At 34.3% G+C, this 23,558-nt stretch carries 20 protein-coding genes and 1 pseudogene; 4 read left to right on the top strand and 17 right to left on the bottom strand.

Annotated features, from left to right (window positions below):
- Positions 1-400: 400 nt before the first annotated feature.
- Both EJN67_RS09155 and rfbD read right to left on the bottom strand, forming a co-directional pair.
- Positions 401-901, bottom strand: coding sequence for a GNAT family N-acetyltransferase (locus EJN67_RS09155; protein ID WP_165000823.1), 501 nt, complete (start codon positions 899-901; stop codon positions 401-403).
- Positions 895-1,743, bottom strand: coding sequence for a dTDP-4-dehydrorhamnose reductase (gene rfbD / locus EJN67_RS09160; protein ID WP_129724030.1), 849 nt, complete (start codon positions 1,741-1,743; stop codon positions 895-897). Before rfbD ends, EJN67_RS09155 begins: the two co-directional genes overlap by 7 nt.
- Positions 1,744-1,898: 155 nt before the next feature.
- Between rfbD and EJN67_RS09165 the strand changes: the two genes are divergently transcribed.
- On the top strand, positions 1,899-2,165 hold the full coding sequence (locus EJN67_RS09165) for a late competence development ComFB family protein (protein ID WP_129724031.1): 267 nt from the start codon (positions 1,899-1,901) through the stop codon (positions 2,163-2,165).
- 37 nt (positions 2,166-2,202) lie between these two features.
- Here the strand turns inward: EJN67_RS09165 and EJN67_RS09170 are convergent.
- The 8 genes and pseudogenes from EJN67_RS09170 to EJN67_RS09205 all read right to left on the bottom strand — a co-directional run bounded on the left by EJN67_RS09170 (position 2,203) and on the right by EJN67_RS09205 (position 11,812).
- Positions 2,203-3,424, bottom strand: a pseudogene (locus EJN67_RS09170) (DUF438 domain-containing protein).
- 11 nt (positions 3,425-3,435) lie between these two features.
- Complete coding sequence (locus tag EJN67_RS09175) at positions 3,436-3,780, bottom strand: cupin domain-containing protein (protein WP_129724032.1); 345 nt, start codon at positions 3,778-3,780, stop codon at positions 3,436-3,438.
- Positions 3,781-3,942: 162 nt separating this feature from the next.
- Positions 3,943-4,929: a galactose/methyl galactoside ABC transporter permease MglC gene (mglC, locus tag EJN67_RS09180; RefSeq protein ID WP_129724033.1), complete on the bottom strand. Its 987-nt coding sequence runs from the start codon at positions 4,927-4,929 to the stop codon at positions 3,943-3,945.
- A gap of 17 nt (positions 4,930-4,946) precedes the next feature.
- Positions 4,947-6,464, bottom strand: a complete 1,518-nt coding sequence (locus tag EJN67_RS09185; RefSeq protein ID WP_129724034.1) for a sugar ABC transporter ATP-binding protein — start codon at positions 6,462-6,464, stop codon at positions 4,947-4,949.
- 76 nt (positions 6,465-6,540) lie between these two features.
- Entirely contained in the window at positions 6,541-7,593 is a 1,053-nt protein-coding gene (locus EJN67_RS09190; RefSeq protein WP_129724035.1) for a galactose ABC transporter substrate-binding protein, read from the bottom strand.
- Between the two features lie 173 nt (positions 7,594-7,766).
- Positions 7,767-9,365: a response regulator gene (locus EJN67_RS09195; RefSeq protein ID WP_129724036.1), complete on the bottom strand. Its 1,599-nt coding sequence runs from the start codon at positions 9,363-9,365 to the stop codon at positions 7,767-7,769.
- A complete protein-coding gene (locus EJN67_RS09200) occupies positions 9,343-10,872 on the bottom strand; it encodes a sensor histidine kinase (protein WP_129724037.1) in 1,530 nt (509 codons plus the stop codon). Before EJN67_RS09200 ends, EJN67_RS09195 begins: the two co-directional genes overlap by 23 nt.
- Entirely contained in the window at positions 10,841-11,812 is a 972-nt protein-coding gene (locus EJN67_RS09205; protein WP_129724038.1) for a sugar-binding protein, read from the bottom strand. Before EJN67_RS09205 ends, EJN67_RS09200 begins: the two co-directional genes overlap by 32 nt.
- Before the next feature lie 154 nt (positions 11,813-11,966).
- Between EJN67_RS09205 and EJN67_RS09210 the strand changes: the two genes are divergently transcribed.
- Positions 11,967-12,668 carry an arginase gene (locus tag EJN67_RS09210; protein WP_129724039.1) on the top strand — a complete coding sequence of 234 codons (702 nt, stop codon included), beginning with the start codon at positions 11,967-11,969 and terminating at the stop codon, positions 12,666-12,668.
- Positions 12,669-12,683: 15 nt separating this feature from the next.
- Here EJN67_RS09210 and EJN67_RS09215 read toward each other — a convergent pair whose 3' ends face one another.
- On the bottom strand, positions 12,684-13,088 hold the full coding sequence (locus EJN67_RS09215) for a DUF2721 domain-containing protein (protein WP_243641273.1): 405 nt from the start codon (positions 13,086-13,088) through the stop codon (positions 12,684-12,686).
- Between the two features lie 193 nt (positions 13,089-13,281).
- Here EJN67_RS09215 and EJN67_RS09220 point away from each other — a divergent pair, with 193 nt between their 5' ends.
- Positions 13,282-14,643, top strand: coding sequence for a hypothetical protein (locus EJN67_RS09220; RefSeq protein ID WP_129724040.1), 1,362 nt, complete (start codon positions 13,282-13,284; stop codon positions 14,641-14,643).
- Between the two features lie 27 nt (positions 14,644-14,670).
- On the opposite strand, the gene EJN67_RS09225 is transcribed toward EJN67_RS09220, so the two are convergent.
- The 3 genes from EJN67_RS09225 to EJN67_RS09235 form a co-directional block, all read right to left on the bottom strand.
- Positions 14,671-15,240 carry a xanthine phosphoribosyltransferase gene (locus EJN67_RS09225; RefSeq protein ID WP_129724041.1) on the bottom strand — a complete coding sequence of 190 codons (570 nt, stop codon included), beginning with the start codon at positions 15,238-15,240 and terminating at the stop codon, positions 14,671-14,673.
- Positions 15,241-15,266: 26 nt separating this feature from the next.
- Positions 15,267-17,042 carry an aminopeptidase P family protein gene (locus EJN67_RS09230; RefSeq protein ID WP_129724042.1) on the bottom strand — a complete coding sequence of 592 codons (1,776 nt, stop codon included), beginning with the start codon at positions 17,040-17,042 and terminating at the stop codon, positions 15,267-15,269.
- A gap of 189 nt (positions 17,043-17,231) precedes the next feature.
- Positions 17,232-18,521, bottom strand: a complete 1,290-nt coding sequence (locus EJN67_RS09235; protein ID WP_243641274.1) for a glycoside hydrolase family 125 protein — start codon at positions 18,519-18,521, stop codon at positions 17,232-17,234.
- A 239-nt stretch (positions 18,522-18,760) separates the two neighbouring features.
- Between EJN67_RS09235 and EJN67_RS09240 the strand changes: the two genes are divergently transcribed.
- Positions 18,761-20,557: a glycerophosphodiester phosphodiesterase gene (locus EJN67_RS09240; RefSeq protein WP_129724043.1), complete on the top strand. Its 1,797-nt coding sequence runs from the start codon at positions 18,761-18,763 to the stop codon at positions 20,555-20,557.
- Positions 20,558-20,630: 73 nt separating this feature from the next.
- On the opposite strand, the gene EJN67_RS09245 is transcribed toward EJN67_RS09240, so the two are convergent.
- From EJN67_RS09245 to yfcE, 3 genes are all read right to left on the bottom strand, one after another.
- Entirely contained in the window at positions 20,631-21,380 is a 750-nt protein-coding gene (locus tag EJN67_RS09245; protein ID WP_129724044.1) for a peptidylprolyl isomerase, read from the bottom strand.
- A 121-nt stretch (positions 21,381-21,501) separates the two neighbouring features.
- A complete protein-coding gene (locus EJN67_RS09250) occupies positions 21,502-22,878 on the bottom strand; it encodes an MATE family efflux transporter (protein WP_129724045.1) in 1,377 nt (458 codons plus the stop codon).
- Between the two features lie 133 nt (positions 22,879-23,011).
- The gene (yfcE, locus tag EJN67_RS09255; protein ID WP_129724046.1) at positions 23,012-23,557 is read right to left on the bottom strand and encodes a phosphodiesterase; all 546 of its coding nucleotides are present in this window, start codon (positions 23,555-23,557) and stop codon (positions 23,012-23,014) included.
- Between the last annotated feature and the right edge of the window lies 1 nt (position 23,558).

Raw genomic sequence — 23,558 nt, forward strand, 5'->3', positions numbered from 1 at the left:
CCAATCACTACAATATGCGTTTCTCAACGTTCAATTTTATTTCTTTTACAAAATCAGCCGTAGCATCTCGATATATTCCAGTTTTAGGTTAGCCTTAACTATTTCCAATTCTTTTTCGAGAGGCTACTTTTAAGAGTAAGAAATCATGTATTATACATTTTTCATTATGTTCAGTTTAATTCTAACATAAGTGTGAGCTATTGTGAACGCTAGATTCCACGTAAAAAGGATAAAAAAAAAGATGGAGGGAGGAGATTTTGGAGTCCATTTCACCATCTTTTAAAAAAACTAACTGGTATTACTAAATAACAATTTATTTTTCTTCCATAATATTAGATACACAATAGGCCAAAAAGGTTTCACTTTTTTTAAAAATTTTTAATTATTCTAAATTTTATTGTTATGCATGCTCTATATTTGTGTGTATATTATTAACTATATGATCAAATTTGTCTGAGGAAATAGGTGTCGGATAGGACATAATTTTAAGTGGCACGGATTTTTTCCCCTTACCCAATGGTGGTTGCATATAGTGGTTATTATTTAGATGAAATCCTGCCTTTTTGTAAAATTTAATACGTTTTATGGATATATCATCCTTAGGTGGCTCCACTTCCAATACCACCTTGTTAGGGTGCTTATGCTTTATGTCCTCTAATATCTTAGTCCCGTAGCCATTCCCCCTAAACTCTTCTTTTATTGCTAGATGTTCTAAAAATATGAAATCGCCAAGCTCCCATAAGGCAGCAAAGCCTATCATATGACCATCTTTATAATAAGGTATTAACTTGTAGCTTTTATTACTCAGTATTTTCTTTTGTGTCAATTGATCACGTCTTTCATCCTCCGGAAAAGAGCTCTCATATATTTCCCAGAACTTGGAAAACTCTTCCATCAGCATATACATTCCTCCTCGATAAATTCTTTTAGTGCCTCATGCCAATCCCTAGGTAATGGTTTATCCATGATCTCAAGCATATAATTTCTAAGCACCACATTAAGGGGCCTCTTTGCCTTCCCTGAAAAATCCGACGCTACCGGCACTATATTGGCATCTTTATATCCTGCTATATAGAGGGCTTCCTTTACCAATTCATATCTACTACATTCTCCCCTGTTGGTCAGATGATAAACTCCATACTCCTCTCCTTCCAACAGATTTCTAATCATAAAAGACAAATCTTTTATATAGGTTGGGGATACTATCTGATCCTTCGGCACTATTATGGTCTCACCCCGCTTTGCCTGTTTTATACTCCTAGTAACAAGGGTGTCCCGATGTATACCAAACAAAATAGATGTTCTTACTATAAAATATTTATCACTCAATTCTCTTGTAAATCTCTCTCCCATAACCTTTGATTTACCATATACATTGAGAGGTGAAGTAATATCGAACTCAGTATAATAATTATCACACCGATTATATCCACCAAAAACATGATCCGTAGATATATAAACATCTTTACAGCCTGTATATTGACAGGCTACAGCAATATTTCTAGCACCAATAGTATTTACTCCATAGGCTAATTTAGGCTGCTTTTCGCATATATCTGGATTAGCTATGGCAGCACAGTTTATAACAGCATCTGGCTCTATCTGCTTTATAGCATCTAGCACCTTCTTACTATCCTCTACATTTACATCCCTACTAGATAATGGTATTACCTCATCTTCTTCAAGTCTTCTTAACAGTTCTTTCCCCAAAAGTCCAGTGGCACCAAAGATAACAATTTTCATAAAACCTTCCCCTTCCACAACAATGAGCGAATAGGAACTATATAACTTTAATATTAATCTTAAAAGATATTTATATTTTAGTCAAGCATAGATAGTTGCCTATAGTGCTACAAATGATATATAATCTATTAGAACAAATAAAGCAGGAGGTAAATATGATAAAAAATTATATGGAACTAGTAGTGGACCATCTCTTGCCCACGGTATTGGAAAAGTATCCTAATATATGCACGTGCGATCAATGTATGGAAGATATAAAAGCTATGGCGTTAAACCATTTGAAACCCATGTATGTAGTAACGCAAAAAGGCAATATATATGCAAAACTAAACGAATTGGAAGCACAATTTAAAGCTGATACCCTTAAGGCTATAACCCAGGCAGTAGAAGTGGTGTCTAAAAATCCAAACCATGATATATAACAGTTTAAATAGATAGAAAGGGACCAACAGATGATTGTTAGTCCCTTAATCTTTTTTCTCCGGTTATTTGTTGTATGGGTTTTATGTCTTGGGTTACCTCCAGAGTTCCCAAATATTTTCCATCCATATCCCGCACTGCAAAATATCTTATATATGCATATACATCGCCCTTTTGTATCCAAAAATCCTCATGATCCCTCGCACCTGTCTTAAAATCCTCAACTATTTTATTTACCACATCTACACTAGCAGGTGGATGACAGTTTTGTACCGTCCTACCTATTACCGACTTAGGCCTTTGAAATATTCTGTCCTTCCCTTGTGAAAAATACCTTACTACATCGTCTTTATCTATAAACGTTATATCTAATGGTAGCGTATTTAATACAGCCTCTACTTCACCAAAGGATAGTACCCCAGTATCAAATTTCACATATCCTTCAGACACAGATTCATCCGATGCCATTTTTTCTTCTGTATCTATTCTCTCCGGCATCCAATCTGCAGGTGGATCTATAAACGTATATCCTATTTCAGGAGTATCATCATATATAGATATCCATTCATCCTCTGAAAGACCCTCTAGAGCCATTGGAAATAATATATTTTTCTCCTTAAATATCATCTCATCAACCTTATGCAATATTTCCTCGATTTTTTCAACAACCTTATGTGCATCATTGTCATAATCTTCTAGCATACTTATAACATCATCTATCCCCTGCCTTATCTCATCATCCACCCCCCCACATAACCTTAGGTGGACCTTCTATACCATGTTTTTCGAGTTGAGGGAATAATAAGTTTTCTTTTCTATTATAATGTTTATCTATCTCAGATAATCTTTTAAAATCAGCAATTAATACCTCACATGCTTCTCTATCTGACTGATTTTTTAAATTATTCAGGTGTGGCATAATTGTATGTTCTATAAAATCAGCTATAGCTTCGTTTTCCATGGTAAATGTATTTAAAGGATGTCCCGGAACCTTGTCTGGAGACACTGGCCTATGTATCTCCTCAATGGAACCTTTGAAAACAGCTGCGTGTACATCACATAGCCTTTGCACCTCTTCAACTGGCATCCCCTCCATAATAAGGCTTTGCTCCATCTGAGATATTTCTGATACAGATACACCTTCTATTAGTTTTTCAAATTTCGCCTTGACTTCCTCTATACTTTTACCATCATGGAGCTCCATTATAAGTTGTTTCAATACCTTTTGCCTATATTCACTGTTATTTATTATTTCACTCACCTTATTGCCTCCTATTGCAAACTAAAAACTACGATCAGCATCATCTTAAACTGCTCATTGGCCATCAATGCATGGGGTATCCCTGCTGGCATAACTATAGCCTGCCCTTTTTCTAATACATGCTTCTGATCTCCCAATGTAATCTCCGCTTTACCATCCATTATATATACTAGCGCATCCCCATCTGATGAATGGGAACTTATCTCCTCTCCCTTATCAAATGCAAACAATGTAATACTAAGTGGAGCACCTTGGGCAAGAGTCTTACTAATTACTGTCCCCTGCTGATATTCAACTAATCTCTCCATATCCAATACCTTTGAAAAATCAATGTTTTTAAGTAATTGTTGTGCCATAAAAATTCTCCTTCCATGCTTTTATTTCCTATGAATCCATATTATCATTTATCCATAAAGTAAATCGGTAACAAAAGTTACCGATTCAAAAGAAGGCTCGATATTATTATGTCGATTAAAGTGTAGAATTATTTGAAAAATCACTAAACATTTTAATTTCGGTTATCTCTTAGCTAAATATTTCCTAATATCTAAAGCTACTGCCATTATTATAATTATACCTTTTATAACCTGTTGCCAATATGTTTGTACCCCTAAAACAACCAAACCATTATTGAGCACTTCAAAAATAAGTACACCTGTTATAACCCCTGAAACTCTGCCAACACCTCCTGATGTAGATACGCCCCCTATTGTGCAAGCTGCTATGGCATCCAATTCATACATCAGTCCATAATTGTTTGTAGCGCCACCAGTCCTAGCTGCTAGTAATGCACCAGCTAGGCCATACAACCCGCCTGCCAAGGCATATACTTTAACTAATATATTCTCCACATTAACCCCCGATACTTCAGCAGCATTCGGGTTTCCACCTATAGCATATATATATTTGCCAAAGCGTGTTTTGTTGTAGATAAACCATATAACAAATATAACTATAATCGCTATCAAAATAAGATTTGGCATGAACCCAATCGAGCCTGATGCAATATTTGTAAAATCATCCCTCAGTCCTCCAATAGGCTGGGCATTTGTATATATGCATGAAACACCATATACTATAACCATCATGCCTAAAGTAGCAATAAAAGGAGGAACTTTTAGATATGCAATTACCAATCCATTTGTAATGCCTATAATAACGCCTACGAGTATAGCCAATAATATAGGTACTATGACTGGAAGTTGCGGTATATCCGGAAGCAGCTTATATGCGTAATCGGGACGTTGTAGTAAACTCGCCGCTATACAGGCAGTAAGGCCTACTGTACGTCCAGCTGACAGATCCGTTCCACGGGTTATAAGAGCACCACTCACACCAAGTGCTATTACAAGCCTTACGGCAGCTATTATCAATACATTTACTATATTATCAATGGAGAAAAAATTTCTATTAATCATACCAATTGCTAAAAACAACACTAAAAGTACTATATATATAGCATATCGGCTCAATATGTCTTTTACTTTTTTTGTATTATCTGCCATACAATTACCCCCTCGTCCTAATAATTTGCAAATTTAGTAGCATATTTCATTATAGTTTCCTGATCAGCTTCATTACCTTTTATAATGCCGCTTACTCTACCTTCACACATGACCATTATCCTATCTGACATACCTAAGAGCTCAGGCATCTCGGAAGATATCATTATTATGCTTTTGCCCTGTTTTGCAAGATCCGCAATTATTTTATATATCTCGTATTTAGCACCAACATCAATACCTCTAGTAGGTTCATCGAGAATTAATATATTAGGTTCAAGTAATAGCCAACGGGAAAATATTACTTTTTGCTGGTTTCCACCTGATAAATACTGTATTTGTGTTTTTATTGAAGGGGTTTTTATATTTAATTTATCAATTGTTTTCTTTACATCGCCAATCCCCTTATCCTCATCCAGCATAAAATTAAATTTAATATATCTATCTATACCAGCTATAATGGTATTATCTGCTACCGAAAGCATTGGAAATATACCTGTAGATCTTCTCTCTTCTGTAAGTAAAGCCATACCATATTTTTTTGCATCCTTTGGATGCTTTATCCTTACCTCATTACCCCTTATATATATGTGTCCTTCAGCTATACGTCTAAGTCCAAATATGGATTCTACAAGCTCTGTCCTCTGTGCTCCTACTAAACCACCTATCCCCAATATCTCACCCTGCCTCAACTCAAAGGTAACATTCTTAAATGACTTTGGATTCATGGAGGTCAATTTATCCACTTTCAGTATTACTTCGCCAAGTTTATTCTCCCTATACGGAAATCTATGTGTGAGCTCCCGCCCTACCATCTTAGAGATTATTTCATCAATTGTCAGATCTTTTGCCGCCCATGTCCCTATGTATTTGCCATCTCGCATTATGGTTACATCATCTGCAATTTCCAATATCTCCTCAATTTTGTGGGATATATATATGATAGCTACCCCTTGTTCCCTAAGTTCCCGGATTATTCTAAAGAGATTTTCTACCTCATTTCCCGTAAGGGATGAAGTAGGCTCATCCATTATTATTATTTTAGAGCTATATGAAACAGCCTTTGCTATTTCTAGTCCCTGAACTTGTGACACTGATAATTTTGATACAAGCGTATCTGGTTCTATATCCATATGCAGTTTTTCCAACAATGATTTTGTGTCCGTATACATCTTCTTATGATCAACAACCGAAAATCCCATAATATTTTTGATTGGAAACCTTCCTACCCATATATTTTCCATTACATCCCTGTAAGGTATGGGCTGTAATTCCTGATGTATCATTGAAATCCCATTGTCTAACCCGTCTTTGGCATTTCTAAGATGAATTTCCTTGCCATCTAGTATTATTTCTCCCGAATCTGGAGTATATATGCCAAATAAACATTTCATAAGGGTGGATTTTCCCGCTCCATTTTCTCCAACCAAGGCATGAACTGTTCCGGGCCTTACCTTTAACATTACATCATCCAACGCCTTTACGCCTGGAAACGTCTTGAATATATGGTTCATCTCCAAAATATATCCCTGCTCCATCTATTTCCCCCCTTTTATGTGCTCAAGGAATTATTCGGGGAGTGCATAACACTCCCCAGATATATTTTAAATATCATTATTTTTTGAATTTGTTCATATTTTCCTTGGTAACAGGTTGATATGGTACCCATTTGTACTGTCCATCTGTAATATCATCTACAGACTTTGAAGGATCTTCGCCCTTAGCCAGATAGTACGCTATCCTTATTATAGCCTGCCCCTGACCTTCAGCATCATTTAGCACAGTACCAAACATTTTAAATTCCGCCAAAGAATCCAGGGCGGGAGCAGTAGCATCTACCCCTACTACAGGGATAAATTTATCATCCTGAAAATATCCTGCTGCCTTTAATGCTTCAATTGCACCGAGTGCCATATCATCATTATTGGCAAACACCACTTCAATCTTATCACCATAAGCCGACAACCATGCAGCCATTTTCTCCTGACCTTGAGCCCTTTGCCAGTTTCCTGTATCACTAGCTAATTTTTCGGTTTTTATCCCTGCATCTTCAAGGGCCTTTATGGAATATTCAGTCCTCAATATGGCATCTTGGTGTCCTGGTTCACCTTCCAACATAACATACTGTAAGACTCCATCTTTATTTTTATCAGCATCGGCATTATCCTTCCAGTAATCAGCTATTATATTCCCCTGCATAGTACCGGATTCTTCAGCCTTTGCACCAACATAATATATCTTATCCCACTTCTTCATATCTTCTTCGACAGGTTCCCTATTAAAGAATACAACCGGTATATTTGCTTTTTTAGCCTTATCTATTACCACTGAGGCCGCTGTACGATCTACCATGTTTACACATATAACATCATATTTTTGTGTTATAAAGGTATCGATCTGATCATTTTGTGTAGCCTGTTGTCCCTGACCATCAACTGCATTTATAGATATTTTAACCCCTTCTTCATCTTCTATCTTTTTGGCTTCCTTTTCTATTGCCTCTCTCACTGTTGAAATAAATGTATCATCAAATTTGTACAAGGCAACGCCAACCTTTATTTCGCCATTCTTACCCCCCGTACTTTTACTCCCGCTTGATTCGCCGCAGCCTGTAAATAAAACAGCTAAGAGAGTAACCGAAAGAAAAATACAAATGAATTTTTTCATTTTTTCTACCCCTCCTTAAAAATTTTAGGATCTAAATACAGGATAATAAAAAAAGATATTTTATACTATACATTTAGTTGGCATTCTGATGGATTATAATGCCATATACATATAAAATATAAGGGTGATATAGCATTTTATTGCCATATCACCCTTATATTTTTGTTATACCGTCAACAACTAAACTTTTCCTTAAAATCAGTAGGACTCAAACCTACTACCTTTTTAAATACCCTACTAAAATAATTAGGGTCATTATACCCGACATTATAGCATATCTCCTTTATATTCCCCATATTGGTCTTAAGCATCTCCTTTGCATTTTCTATCCTAATTCTAGTAAGATAATCTATATAACTTTCCCCTGCTACCTTTTTGAATATTTTACTAAAATAATAGGGACTTATACACACATAGTTTGCAACTTTGTCCAAAGTTACATCCTCCATATAATGTTTCTCTATATAATCAGTCGATCTTTTGATTATTTCCCTCTGACTATCCATATGCCTTGCAGATAATGCATCTATAATACTGTGTATAACATTTTGGCCCCATTTCTTTATTGCAGATAATATAGCGCTCTCCTCATCATTTACATAATCATTTATAATTCTTATGTCTACTACGTTTTCCGCTGATTCATTTATGGATATTATAATATTTAAAATCATCTGAATTGCTATATTCTTCGTCTTTATCTCATCCCCATTTTCATCATATGCCCTATCCATTGCTGAGCTAAAAATCTCACAGCTCTCAACATAGTCTTCCCTGTATATACTATTTAAAAGCCTTTTTTCATAGTCAAAAGGATAATATCCTCCTGCAGGCTGACCATTAAAGACATCATCATAATGTCTAACCCTCATATCAACATCCTCATAGTTTATTGCAACCATTGCTTCGTTATATGAAATTGTCAATCTTTCTACGCCTTTATGTACTCTACCGATACCTACTACTATTGATACATTAAACCGTTCTTTCACCTTAGAAGCAATGGTTCTTGCCAGTTCAATACACTCTAGTTTAGTCTTGTAGAAATTATCCCTATAATCAACCTCTGCAAATATTAAAATATCTCTGGTATATAATGAAGTCGATATACATCTCCCGCACATGGAAAGATAATCATATATAAAATCTTTTATATCTCTTTTTAGTTCGATTCTGCCTATTTCATCCGTATCCGCATATCCATATTTGTCTTTTATACCAATTATCATGGCATAGCCAAACTCAAATTTTATACCTAAGAATTTAAGGTAGCTCTCATAATCTATACCTTCAAAGCTACCGTTCATGATAATATAGCATAACTCGTTTTGCACTATGGGTTTAAGAATATTAAACCGTTCCTTCGTCTCTAACTGCTCTTTACGCTTATTTCTTAAACATTTTAAATAGTCTAAAGCCTCTCTAACCTTTGCTATCAAATCCTCCCGATTTAAAGGCTTTAGCAAATAATCCTTTATGCCGCACTCCATAGCTTCCTTGGCATAGACAAAATAATCATAGGCAGTAAGTATTATAAAATAGCTCTCCGGCAACAACTTCTTTATCTCTTTTATAGCCTCTATACCATTTATCCCCGGCATTTTTATGTCCATTATAATTATCTCTGGTTTTTGTGTATCGGATATTTCTATAGCCTGTCTCCCGTTTTTAGCTTCTAAGAAATCAAACATCTCCGCAAAATTGTTTTCTAAAACCATCTTCACTGCTCTACGTTCTATTTGTTCATCATCAGCAATAAGCAGTTTTATCATTATCTCTCAATCCCTCCAATGGAATTTTTATATTTATACTCGTCCCAATATTAGGTTTGCTTTTGATTATAAAAATACTCCTACCCCTATACATAATATCTAGTCTATTTCTAACGTTTTTTATACCAATGCCCGTGGTATGGCCTATATAACTGGTATCATCAACATCTCTCAATAATCTATCTACTTTTTCCTTAGACATTCCCATTCCATCATCCAATATCCGTATATTGCAAAAATTATCCTCTTTAAATATGCTTATAGAAATCATACCACCATCTTCCTTGGGCTCAATACCATGTATAAATGCATTCTCGACTAAAGGTTGCAAAGTCATACCTGGAATTTCCACATTAAAAAGACTTTCATCTAGATCAAGTACAAAGTTCATTCTATCCTTAAACCTGTTTTCTTGGATATAGATATATTCCTTTATTATATCTACCTCCCTGCCTATGGTAGATCTTTCATCCACTGTATTTAGGCTATATCTCAAAAGAACGGATATGGAGTTTATAAGCTTTTCAGTTTGAGGGGCATTTTCTATTATGGCCATTTGAGTTACAGTATTTAGAGTATTAAATAAAAAATGTGGATTTATCTGAGATTGTAGCATTTTAAGTTGAGTATCCCTTAACATGTTTTTAAATAATAGATTTTTCATCTCTTCATCCTTAAGCCTTTTTTCTATATCTGCCTTTTCCTTTATCTCCTCTATAAATCCCTTTATATCCTTCACCATTATATTAAAATCATTAAATAGGATGTTAATTTCATTTATGTTTGATTTTTTAAAACCACCTATATCAAAATTACCTTGGGATACCTTTTGAGATGCCACAACCAATTCATTGAGTGGATTGGTTATATCCTTTGAGAAAAATATAGTAAACATTATACACATAAACGTAATAATTACCAATAAACACACCATAATGATCCTGCCCATTCTGGTGAGCTGTTTAAGCTTTTGATATATAACACCATTATAATTTAGATAGCTGTTGTTTAATCTTTGGACATATTCATCAACATAGCCTGCCACTTTTTTAGCTTCTGTAAAGTTTGGATAGAACTCATCATATTTTTCCGATAATATGAGCTTTTTATATGCCTGATCCGCATTTTCTTGATATGAGCCAATGACATTTTTTAAATCTCTAAGGATTATTGCACTATCCTTATCCAAATTGCCTTCCAATGCAACCAATTTATCTATTGCATCATTCAAACTTGCATTGTAGTTTTTCCAGTTGGTTTCTACCCTAGTTGAAAAATATTTATCAAAATAAAATACTGAAAGATTTATATCTCTACTCACCTGATTTATAGTAAACATATTGTTTATCATGGATCTGTATTGCTCTTCAATTGAATAAGTCGCAAAAATAGAATAGATATTTACAAAAGCCATCAGTATTATAATGCTAATCATAAATGCAAGGAGTATCGACCTGAAACTGCGATTTTTCATCTCATCTCTCGCCTCTTTGTTCAATATAATCATCTAAATTGTCCCTTGTTATTACTTCAACATCTGTTATATACTGGCCTGATACTTTGGATTTGTTTTCTATATGATCCATCATCAAATTAACACTTTTATATCCCATTTCATAAGGTTTTTGTACGATCGTTGCATATATTATCCCCTTGTCTATATAGTCCAGAGTTTCCGGCAGGTCATCAAAGCAAACAATTACTATATCAGTTCTGTTAAGCTTTTGTATGGCTTTGGCTGCCCCGGCTCCATCCAACGCACTTGTACAGTATATACTATTTATATCTGGATGATTAGTTATCATCTTTTCGGTCATAAGCCTAGCCTCTACCATATATGAATCAGAAGATTGTGTGTCTACAATTTTGGCATCCTTATAACTAGAGATGTATTTTTTAAAACCGTCTACCCGCTCTATTTGATTTGTCGTCGGTCCACCCATGACAATACCTATATTCAATGCGCCATCTATATGGTCGCATAAAATCTTAGCTGCTGCTTCTCCCGCGTAAATATTATCCGTGCCAACATATGCAATACGTTCACTTTTAGAAGCATCTGTATCCACTGTAATTACGGGAATTCCTACAGAACTGGCCTTATTTATATATGGAGCATATAAAGATTCATCCTGCACATAGGTCAATATGCCATCTACTTTTGCATTTATAGCCATGTCAAAAAGCTTTAGACTCTCCTCCACACTTGCTGCTTGAGGTCCATTATATTCAATAATACAACCACGATACTTTGCAGCTTCTTCAGCCCCCTGTTTTATAATTTGCCAATAGGGATTTTGATATATATGGGCAAGCATTATTATCCTTGGTTTACCCTCCATATCTTCAATTTTATTATTACCAATACCTTTCATATAAAGAAACGACATTAGGCCCAGACACAACATTACAATGACTATATAAACCATTATTCTGTATATTTTCACATAGATCACCCTCTCCTATATGAATAGCCCTCTTTCAATGTATTATACCATAATATCCCTTGTTATTTATACAAAATCATTTTTGACATTATAAATTATAGTGATATAATAAAAGGTAATAAATCCCTATCCAGGTAAAATTGGAGTGATATATATGAATACACTGTTGAGTATTGACTGGGATTATTTTATTAAAACAGATGATAGTTGGATATATTCACTTATTGAAAATAACAAAAACATAGTAATGATGTGGTATAAGCGGTATTTTGAAGCTAAAAGATGTGGCAAAAATCTAGAAGAAAATTTTAAATTGGATAAAGGTCTAATAAATAGTTTTTATGACTTGCTAAATAATATCTTCCATATAAAAGATAATGCAAAGATGTATATCTCCGATTCCCATAAACTATCGTATTATATTACACAACGCTTTAAGTGCACAGATGTATATTCGTTTGATGCCCATACAGATCTAGGATATGGTGGTCTTGCTGCCCTTGATTTTGGAGTAAATTGTGCCAATTGGTTGGGAAAACTTTTAAAAGATAGATTGATAAAGAAGGCCCATATCATCCTGAGCCCTCTCTCCCACGAGTCCAAAGATCAATTTTCAGAAATAAATTCTGAATTTAACGTACAGTACGATTCAATGGATAAGTTATTCAATATGCCTGAAATATCCCTAATACATATTGCACGATCAGGTACCTGGACACCTCCATGGCTAGATGATGAATTTTTTAAATTTATAAACAGCTTTAATAGACCATATAAGATATGCAATTATACACATAGGAAATGGACACCGAATGACCTCACCCTCGCTGATATAATATATAATCTAGTAAGTTAACACCAATATTTGATTTTAAAGCTTAAGATCATGATCTTCATAATCTTGCAGTTGATACGCTATAGCATCTACCGATATTTGGACTTCATATATGAGTATTATCAATGATAACATGAGCGATAAAAGGCTGATACCAAAGCTTATTTGGCCACCTATATGATTGTCCATAAAAAGTAAAAACATGGATAGGACACATAATATAAAACTCAATACCCCCATCACCTGCATCCATCTAATAAGCCTTATACGCCTGCTTAAATTCTTCATTTGATCCAATATCCTCTTATCTGGTTTTTCCCTATATGCACCATCTAACTGCCGCAAAAGTTGGGCAAGGGTTAAGAATCTACTGGTGTAGGCTGAAATTAAAAGGGATATTGCAGTAAACAATAGGGCGGGAGTTGTAAGTTCCAATTTCATATTCATCACCTTTTCTATAAATTATTACATTTTATCTATACCCTTAAGCGCCTAATCAAAGCCCTTGTATATATTTGTAATATCTAAGCGATTTGCCTTTTGCTTTTGTGGAAACTCAAGTGTAACTGTATATTGAAACTAAATCCTTGTTATTATATGATTTAGTTAAGATACCATATATGCGGAGGTAAATATGAATATTCCACCAATAAATCAAAAAATCGAAGGGAATATGGCTAGAATCGTAAATAATATAGCAGATAACATATTAAAAGATAAAGAAAATACACCTTTGGATAAAACGGATCTTCAAATAGACATTACTAATATCCAAACCCTGCCAGATATTATATCTATCCTCGGTTTGGAACCTACAGAAGAAAATCTTATGTATATTAAGAGATTGGGCCTGTTTATAAGTGGAGATTTACGTAAGCTTTTAACGTTCCTTCAGGAAGATGATAAACAACACATACTAGAACAGATAAAGGCCTTTGCAGTGCCATTAGATGAGGCGGAAGGATATATACAAAATCTCTCAGAAGGAGATATTATAGATACATTTAACAATGTGGACTACATTATGTATCATGTAAAGGACGAATATGGAGAATATATAGACCTATATGATAGGATAAAGACCAATGATTTAGCTAATCCCAAAACCAACTCATATATCAATATAAAGGAGCATCTGCAAAATCTAGTAGATCTAGCCTCAGATTTTAATATCCCACTGACATCTGAAAATATAGTATTGCTAGATAAACTCTATTTTGTATTTGGTAAAAATACAGAGGATATTATAAAAAATCTTGATCAATCTAATCTAGAACATCGTATTGAAAAGATTTTAAAACAGCCGGAAATGCTATTTAAAATATATGAAACGGCGTATGAAAATGCAGGTAATAAAACAAATAATCAAGAAGTTTGGCAAATGTTTATAAATATCTTTAGTAATTATGTAAAGCTGTTCCCTTTAGCTGAAAGGCAAAGGGTATTAGATATTTGGTATAGGCTTTTAACGAATAATAAAATGGACCAAACGATAATAAAAAACTTTGAGGATAACGCCCAAAAAATAAAAAAACATACTACAAAGATGATGCTTTATAGGAGAATACATGGGGATATGGCGGGAGCACTTGAAAGACAAACAAAAGATACCTTCCCTTTTCTGTTTGTTCCATTATTCATAGTATATGATGAAAAGATTATATTTGGAGAGATGTGGACTATAAAGAACAGGAAAGACAATAATCAAAAAAACAAATATTATAGCGTTTTCCTATGGTCAGATATTCCTAAAATAGGGCGCATAGAAACCAGCATACAGGGTATAGACAAAACAATAAATGTAAAGTTTTTCAGCCAGCCACAGATAGCTGATATAATGGATAAAAATAAAGATTCCATAATCCAAATATTTAACAGATACAAATTTAATACAAATAGCATAATGTTCCTGCCACTAAAGGATCAATATGGTGGCCTTAACGCCTTCCTAAATGATATGCTCAAGATACTCCCTAGCTTGGATATAAAGATATGAGGCTTCTTATATAGAAGCCTCATATCTTTATCTTAGTATAACCTTGCCATCTGCAAAGCCCTCGATTACCGCCAGGGACTCCAACCTTAATCCAAGATCCTCTATAACGCTCCCGCCCTTTTGAAATCCCTTTTCTATAGCAATGCCCACTCCCTGTACTTTTGCTCCCGCCTGGTTGCATATATCTACAAGCCCTTTTACCGCATTACCATTTGCAAGAAAATCATCGATTATAAGTATCTTATCATGACTATTTACAAACTCTCTGGATACCTTTATTGAGTAATATTGTTTCTTGGTAAAGGAATATACCTGTGATTGGTATACATCCTTACTCATATTAGCTCCTGGGTGTTTTTTTGCAAATACCACCGGTACATCAAAATATTGAGCAGTTATGCATGCAATGCCAATTCCGGAGGATTCTATGGTCAATATCTTGTTTATCTCCTTATATTGAAATCTCCTTTTAAACTCCTTGCCCATTTCGTTAAAAAGATGTATATCCATCTGATGATTTAAAAAGCCATCCACTTTTAGTATGTCACCACCTATAACCTTGCCTTCAGTCATTATCTTTTCTTTCAAAAGCTGCATAAGCTACTCCCCTCTCCCATTTCTACTCATATCTCTCTGGTTTGATCTTCCAACCACTTCCGTTCCTCTTCATCCAAATATGGAGACAATAACTCATACACTTTTCTATGATAATCATTTAGCCATGTTTTTTCATCCTCTGTAAGCATAGATGCATCTATACCCTCAATATCTATGGGGCAATATGAGATAGTTTCAAACCTCATAAATTTACCAAACTCAGTCACTTCATCCTCTACCACCAATAGATCATTCTCAGTTCTTATGCCATATTTACCCTCTTTATATATACCAGGTTCATTTGTAAGAATCATACCTTTCTCAAGCCTTATGTTATTTGGAGCAGGGCTGATTCTTTGAGGACCTTCATGCACATTTAAGCAAAAACCCACTCCATGACCGGTTCCACATTTATAATCCATGCCGTATTCCCATATGGGTCTTCTAGCTAATACATCCAGATTTGAGCCGGTAATGCCATAAAGAAATTTAATAGTGCTTAGAGCGATATGTCCCTTTAGTACCAATGTAAAATCCCTTTTTGCCTCATCAGACACATCCCCAAGTACAATAGTTCTAGTTATATCAGTGGTACCATCTAGGTATTGCCCACCTGAATCCACTAGCAGAAAGCCCTCCCGTTCAAGTTCACAGTCTGAATCACTAGTTGCCTTATAATGCATCATGGCTGCATGGTCCTTATATGCTGCTATGGTATCAAAACTAGGCTGCATAAAATATTCCTGCTCCCGCCTAAAGTCTTCAAGCTTCTCTGTTGCAGATATCTCTGTTATATGTTCATGCCCCACGTTCTTCTTTAACCAGTAAATAAATTTTACCAGCGCTACACAATCCTTTATATAGCATTTTTTTAGATTTTTTATCTCTATATCATTCTTTATAGCCTTCATCATGGTGGTGATGTTTAATTTTTCTCTTTTTTCTATATCTCTATCAATTGCATTATACAGCCATATACTTGTTTTATCAGGATCTATTAATATCTTATCTCCTTTTTTAAGTCCCTTTAAAAATTTATCTATATCATCATAGTCCATTATCTCTATACCACTTGATTCAAATTCATTTGAAGCATCTGCCCCTACCTTGTTTTTGTCGATAAAGAGATAGGCCTTTTCTTCAGATATAACAGCATAGGAAAGTACCACTGGATTGCTCGGAATGTCATTCCCTCGAATATTAAACAGCCATGCAATATCATCTAGAGATGTCAAAAGATAATGGCTCGCACCATACTTTTTCATCCCTTGCTGTACCTCGCGGATCTTTCTGCCACGATCCTTCCCCGCAAACTCTATATCATGAATAAATATTGGGTCAGATGGAAGTCCCGGTCTATCCTCCCATAATTCATTTATAAGGTCATATCTGTCCTCAAAGGAAATCTTATTACCTATTATATTTTTCATTTTGCGTACCTGGGAAATTGAAAATACCTTGCCATCAAATCCTAGGCATGCTTCTCCCTTAAGCTCATCCTTTATCCATTCACTATAGGATGGTACTCCAAGCTCTCCCATCCTAAAAAGTTCTATTCCTGAACCTTTAAGCTGCCTTTCGGCCTGAATAAAATACCTGCCATCTGTCCATAATCCTGCTTTATCCAATGTAACCACTACAGTACCGGCAGAACCAGTAAAACCGGATATCCATTGTCTACACCTAAAATGTTCTCCTACATATTCACTTTGATGAGGATCACTACTAGGGATTATATATGCATCTATACCATGTTCCTTCATCAATTGACGTAATTTTGCGATACGCTCTCTAATAACCATATCTTCATCCCCTACTAAAAATTTTTTGTTATAACTATTATACTATATTCGTTCAAGGTAGCTAGGTACATAATTGAATATAACACCAAAAAATATAAAACCATAGCGAGAAAGCCTTTCTATTTTTATCAAAAAACTGATACATTGATATACCCGCTATGGTTAATGCTAATTATAATATAAAATCAATTAAAACTTAAAGCCCGTTTGGGCCAAGTTAAAGATTAATTCACCAAAGAGCGAATTAGCCCAGCCAAACCATGGGCGAGTAAACTTTTTGGAATCATCAGGATCAAATCCTTCATGCATATACCCCGTACCTCCGTCGGTATTTTGGAGAATCTCCACAAGACTTCTTATCTCATCTTCATCTGTAGATGTCAATGCCTGCATAGTTAGACTGATATGCCATATATAGCCTTTAGGAGTATGGGGGCTGCCTATACCCTTTGCCATCTTTCCTTCATAATAGTACGGATTATGCTTGCTCAATAAGAACTTTCTGGTGTTCTTATATATGGGATCATCTGCCCTTAAGTATCCTAAATATGGACTGGATAAAAGGCTCGGGACATTAGCATCATCCATTAAATTATATCCCCCTAGTCCGTCCGTCTCATATGCATATATAGGTCCAAATTCAGGATGCTCATAGATACCATATTTTTTGATACCAGCATCCATTTCTGCCTTCAGCGCCCCTGCCTGCTCCTTTATATCCCAATCCTTATAAATAACAGATGCTATCTCCTCCATATATCCAAGCACTACTACTGCAAACATATTGCTAGGTATAAGATAACCATAGGCACAGGCATCGTCACTTGGGCGGAAACCCGACCATGTCATGCCGGTATATCCAACCGGTGTGCCCAACCCTCCATTTTTTAATGTATCGGTCTCAGGACAGTCAAACCTTTGAAATCGATATGGAGATTTTTCCATATGATTTTGCTCTGTCTTCCAAAGGGCTATAATGAGCTTCATTGCATCTTTAAACTTGTCATCGAAGACAACTGTACTTCCCGTGCGTTTCCAATATTTGTAGGCTAGTTGTATCGGATAACAAAGGGAGTCTATCTCATATTTTCTCTCCCATACCCATGGCGACTGCTCACCATCGGTAATATCCTCAGCATATCTGTTCCCATTGGGCTCTTTATTAAAGGAATTTGAATAGGGATCGATCAATATATACATTACCTGTCTTTTTATAAGACCCTCTATTACCATTTTTAATCCATCGATTTCATCTGACAAAGCAATATAATGGTGAACTTGGGCAGTAGAATCCCTGAGCCACATTGCAGGTATATCTCCAGTAAGTACATATGTAGTTCCATCGTCTAATGGCTGTATAGTTGTCTTTAGCGTGTTCAAAAAGCACTCTTTAAACATATTATAGAGCTTTTCATTATCCTTCAAAACGTTGCTTGTTTCCTCTATCCTCTCTTCTACTGATGATATAAGTGCGTTCAATATATCCCTTCTTTCTATTAAAATTGACCAATTATAGGTTGATTATATTATATGGCGTTTTACATCGTCAATACGTCTTTATTTTACTTACCCCTATTTTTAGCATTCCCTGTAATGGTTTATTTGTTTAAACTTCAATTTATAATATGGATATAAATTAGTATAAAACTTTCTATGGATTTCATAAAGATTTTATTATACAATTTATATTTATAGATATTATATCGGGGGATGTCAGAATGTTCCAATTAATTAAAAGTAGCTTTAAAGATTTTACTGTCAATCTAAGAAAATATATAATATTTGAGGGCATATATAAGGCACTAACTAGTGTACTATTTATACCTTTGATTTCCTATATTTTTCATTTTGCCATGAGGACTATAGGTTCCCGTTCCCTGCTTAACAAGCAGATATTTAAAATAGGTCTTAATTATAAAGGATTTGTAGGACTTATAGTCATCCTAATAATATCTACCATATTTATCTTTATTGAATATGGCTCTTTAATCGTTATATCCCAAAAAAATTTTTTCAAAAAAAATGTCTCTATTGCAGACGCATTCTTAACATGCATAGCTAAGATTCCAAGGATTTTTAACTTTGGCATGATAAAATTGATTCTCTTGGTCATACTTATCATCCCCTTTATTGAAGCACCTGTGACAGCTAGATTGATAGAAAATATCGCCATACCGAAATTTGTTATGGATGCCATATTTGAATCTAACATACTCTCCATATTGTATATGGCGGGAGTATGTGCAGTAATATACGTATTCTTGAGATGGATATTCACCATACACTTTATAATTATCGAAGGTAAAAACACAAAAGAAGCTATAAAATCCAGCCTATACCTTACTAAAAACAATAAAAGTAAAATATTATTTGAGCTAATCATCTTTAATATAGCTTCTTTCTTAGCAACATTACTTTTGATAATCTGTGTATTATTAACCATTGGCTTTACTGGTACATTATTCGATGCCAAATTCAAACATATATTTACGGGATCTTTTATAATTATGGTAATAAGTGCTGCCACATTTATATCTACTTTAGTCATAACACCTATGAATATAATATTTCTCACGAGAATCTATTATGAATTAAAAGAAAATCGTGGAGAAAAAATATATGATTCATTGTCTATAGTTCAAAACGGACAACTAAACAGATTCGAATCCAGTATAGCTACCTTTTTGAAAGGGAAAAAGGGTATTGTGATCTCAATAATAATATTAGCAGTAATCGGGTTTGGTATGGTAAATAATTTTATAACAGATGAAGTTATGTATCTAGGGAGAGATATTAACATTGCAGGACATAGGGGCAGCATCACAGATGCACCTGAAAATTCTTTGCCTGCAATAATGAATGCCCTGGAAAAAGGGGCAAATTTTGTAGAAATAGATGTTCAACAGACAAAGGATGGCGTAGTAGTATTGCATCATGACAAAACCTTAAAAAAAATAGCCGGCATATCTGACAATATAACCGATCTAACCTATAAGGATCTAGCCTCCATAGATATCGGATGTCGATTTTCAAATAGATATGCGGGAGAAAAAATACCTACCCTGGAAGAAATTTTAGTCGCTACAAAGGATAAAATAAATCTCATTATAGAACTTAAATCTTATAATAATACCGGAAATGAGCTTGCAAAAAAAGTTGTAGACCTAGTTGAAAAACATGATATGATAAAAAATTGCTATATACAATCTCTAGATTATAAGGCATTACAAACAGTAAGAAAATTAAACAAGGATATAAAAATAGGGCAAATAATAATACTCTCTGCAGGGGATCTCTCCACCTTGGATTTAGATTTTTATACTATAGAACAAACCATGTTATCAGATGCTTTTGTAAAAAAAGCCAATAGGCTCAATAGGGAAGTATGGGTATGGACTGTCAACGAAGAAGAAGATATTCGCAATGTATTACTATATAATATTGATGGGATCATAACAGATTATCCGGAGAGAATAAAGGATATTGTTACTATAAATAATAAAAAACAGATCTAAGCAGAGCCCATAATAAAAATGGTAATATCCTTTTAAATTAGAATATTACCATTTTCATTAACAAACTATTATACTATAAATTTATTTTTACATCGTATTTATTTTTTAACTTTGCAGTAGTATCCAAATACCTTTCCTGCTGTTTTAATGCAACAACCTGCTCTGTAACCTGGGATTTTACTTCATCAAATTTGCTTATGCCTTCCGCCTTTTTAGAGTCTACCCGTATTATATGATAGCCAAACTGTGTTTTTACTGGATCACTAATTTCCCCTTCATTCATATTGAAAGCAGCTTCCTCAAATTCTGGAACCATCTTGCCTCTGGTAAATTCTCCTAGATCACCGCCTTTTGCTTTTGAAGGACAGATAGAATATTTACTAGCTGCTTCTTCAAATGACAGGCCCTCATCCATTTCATTAAGTATCTTTTTAGCCTCTTCTTCTTCTTTGACTAGTATATGGCTAGCTCGTACCGCTTCCGGACTTTTAAAATATTCCTTATGCTCGTTATAGTAGTTTATCACTTCACCTTCAGTTGCAGATATATCTGATAGAAGTTTGTTTACTGCATAATGTTTTAAAACATTTGCCTCAATCTTCTTCATCTCTGTCTTGAATGTTTCTTCCTTATCAAATCCCTTTTCAACAGCATCAATATATAGTAACTCTTGATTTACCAACTCTTCTACTATCTTCTTTATTCCTTCAGGTGACTGAAATTGCATAGCAATTTGCGGATCCAATTCATTTAAGAATGCAAATACATCCTGCTGGGTTATCTCTTTTCCATTAACTACTGCAAATACCTTTGTTTCACTCATTATATAATTCTCCTTTTTTAATTTTACTCTTTTGCTCAAAATATATTATGACACTTATTATAACATACGAATAGCATTTTTACGGAAATTTTTATTGAATATTTTTTATAAACAAATTTGGCTAGCTATTATATAGGCAATCTACTTCTTCCACAACATTTCTAATCCATTTCTTTGATTGTAACCTTTTAGCTTCGAAAAATACTTTGACCACTTCTTCCAAGCAAATTATAAAAAACACCTTATCAAGTGGCAATTTAAAATATACAGCAGCTATAAAACCAGCCGGAATAGCAAAACACCATACAGTGCCGAGTTGGATTAGCATTGAATAGGTAGTATCTCCTCCTCCCCTAAAAACACCTACGATCATAAGAACATTAAAAAATCTAAGTGGCGCAAATACAGCCATAATTCGTAATACAATAAGTGTAAGATTTAAAGTTTCATCGCTTATACTAAAATTTTTTAAAACCCAAGGCGATGCAATCCATAATGCTGTTCCTGCTACCGCTCCTACCACTGGAGCTAATATGCCAAGTTTAGTTGCATACTCAAGCGCCGTGTCCTCTTCGTTTGCACCTATCTTATTTCCTATTATTATAGAAGCTGCTGTAGCAAGTCCTATAGATAAAACCATAAACATATTATTTATAGTTGTTGCTATCTGCATACTTGCCACCGCATTAATACCAATCTTTGCATATATTATTGAATATGTGGTAATACCTAAAGACCATATTAACTCATTTATTATTACAGAAGAAGATGTTTTAAAATACATCTTGATAAATTCAGAATTAAAACTCATAATCTCCTTTAATTTACCAGCAATAATGTCATCTGCTTTGTAAGCATAAATTACTACATATACCATCTCAATAAATCTCGCTATGCTTGTTGCTATAGCTGCTCCTGCCACCCCCATAGCATCAAATCCAAAATGTCCAAATATAAATACCCAATTTAAAAAGGCGTTTATCAATACTCCAACTAAACTCGCAAACATAGGAGGTCTTGCCATGCCTATACATCTTAAAGTAGTAGAAAGAGCCTGTGTCATACTAGTAAATATAAAAGTTATTGCAATAATTTTAAGGTACTCCGTTCCTAAATCTATTACCACTGCTTCCTTTGTAAAAACTCTCATTATGGATTGAGGAAACATAAAAGCAATAAAAGAAAACACTAATGCAGTTAAAATACTTATAATAGCATCCAAGCCTAACATTTTTCGTATGTTTGAAACATCTTTTTTGCCCCAAAATTGAGACATAAATATGCCTGCACCGGCATTTATACCTGATAAACATAGCATAAATATAAAAAAATATTGATTTACCAACCCAACTGCTGCAATAGCATCTTCTCCAAGTTTACCGATCATCAAATTATCAACCATATTAAGGGAAGAGCTTATTAGGTTTTGTAAAGTGATGGGGATGAGCAATGTAATAATTGTTAAAAAGAATTCCTTATTTCTAACAAATTTTTTCATTTTTACCTCCTAACTTATAACAATAAAAAAAGCAAATGGGTAGTTAAGCCGCCCATCTGCTTTCATTTTTCATATATTTTTTTCAATAATAAAGTATATATAAATAATGTACAATAGTCAAATCCAAAACTAACTATTCTATAAATATCTTTTTAATTATATTATCTTCAAAATCCTTTATCTTGAAAAAGTTATCTTCCAAAATACCGTATGTATTTGGATTATTCTCCTTTGGAAGTGTAATGGATCCCGGATTGATTATAAATATATCATTTGCTTTTTCAGCTTTGAGTACATGGGTATGCCCATATATGAATATATCTCCTGAACTTAGTTTTGGCATATTCACCTCATTATATATGTGTCCATGTGTTAGGAACAAACGTTTTCCATTATATAGGATTGTAGAGTATGTTGCCATAATGGGAAAATCAATTACCATTTCATCAACCTCACTATCACAATTTCCCCTTACGGCTATAATTTTATCTGCAAAACTGTTAAGCAATTTTGCAACTTCCTTTGGGTTATATTCTAAAGGCAAAGGATTCCTTGCCCCATGATATAATTCATCACCCAATATAACTATATAATCAGCTCCTTCTTCTTTAAACTTCTCTAATGCCTTTTTTGTATAATAAAGAGAGCCATGTATATCTGACATAAAAAATATCTTCATA

This window comes from Xylanivirga thermophila (assembly GCF_004138105.1).
GTDB lineage: Bacteria > Bacillota > Clostridia > Caldicoprobacterales > Xylanivirgaceae > Xylanivirga > Xylanivirga thermophila.

Bases quoted from the DNA above. Each gene is read 5' to 3' on its own strand.
- EJN67_RS09155 (WP_165000823.1), bottom strand. From the start codon at position 901: ATGCTGATGGAAGAGTTTTCCAAGTTCTGGGAAATATATGAGAGCTCT.
- rfbD (WP_129724030.1), bottom strand. From the start codon at position 1,743: ATGAAAATTGTTATCTTTGGTGCCACTGGACTTTTGGGGAAAGAACTG.
- EJN67_RS09165 (WP_129724031.1), top strand. From the start codon at position 1,899: ATGATAAAAAATTATATGGAACTAGTAGTGGACCATCTCTTGCCCACG.
- EJN67_RS09175 (WP_129724032.1), bottom strand. From the start codon at position 3,780: ATGGCACAACAATTACTTAAAAACATTGATTTTTCAAAGGTATTGGAT.
- mglC (WP_129724033.1), bottom strand. From the start codon at position 4,929: ATGGCAGATAATACAAAAAAAGTAAAAGACATATTGAGCCGATATGCT.
- EJN67_RS09185 (WP_129724034.1), bottom strand. From the start codon at position 6,464: ATGGAGCAGGGATATATTTTGGAGATGAACCATATATTCAAGACGTTT.
- EJN67_RS09190 (WP_129724035.1), bottom strand. From the start codon at position 7,593: ATGAAAAAATTCATTTGTATTTTTCTTTCGGTTACTCTCTTAGCTGTT.
- EJN67_RS09195 (WP_129724036.1), bottom strand. From the start codon at position 9,365: ATGATAAAACTGCTTATTGCTGATGATGAACAAATAGAACGTAGAGCA.
- EJN67_RS09200 (WP_129724037.1), bottom strand. From the start codon at position 10,872: ATGATTATATTGAACAAAGAGGCGAGAGATGAGATGAAAAATCGCAGT.
- EJN67_RS09210 (WP_129724039.1), top strand. From the start codon at position 11,967: ATGAATACACTGTTGAGTATTGACTGGGATTATTTTATTAAAACAGAT.
- EJN67_RS09215 (WP_243641273.1), bottom strand. From the start codon at position 13,088: ATGAAATTGGAACTTACAACTCCCGCCCTATTGTTTACTGCAATATCC.
- EJN67_RS09220 (WP_129724040.1), top strand. From the start codon at position 13,282: ATGAATATTCCACCAATAAATCAAAAAATCGAAGGGAATATGGCTAGA.
- EJN67_RS09225 (WP_129724041.1), bottom strand. From the start codon at position 15,240: ATGCAGCTTTTGAAAGAAAAGATAATGACTGAAGGCAAGGTTATAGGT.
- EJN67_RS09230 (WP_129724042.1), bottom strand. From the start codon at position 17,042: ATGGTTATTAGAGAGCGTATCGCAAAATTACGTCAATTGATGAAGGAA.
- EJN67_RS09240 (WP_129724043.1), top strand. From the start codon at position 18,761: ATGTTCCAATTAATTAAAAGTAGCTTTAAAGATTTTACTGTCAATCTA.
- EJN67_RS09245 (WP_129724044.1), bottom strand. From the start codon at position 21,380: ATGAGTGAAACAAAGGTATTTGCAGTAGTTAATGGAAAAGAGATAACC.
- EJN67_RS09250 (WP_129724045.1), bottom strand. From the start codon at position 22,878: ATGAAAAAATTTGTTAGAAATAAGGAATTCTTTTTAACAATTATTACA.
- yfcE (WP_129724046.1), bottom strand. From the start codon at position 23,557: ATGAAGATATTTTTTATGTCAGATATACATGGCTCTCTTTATTATACA.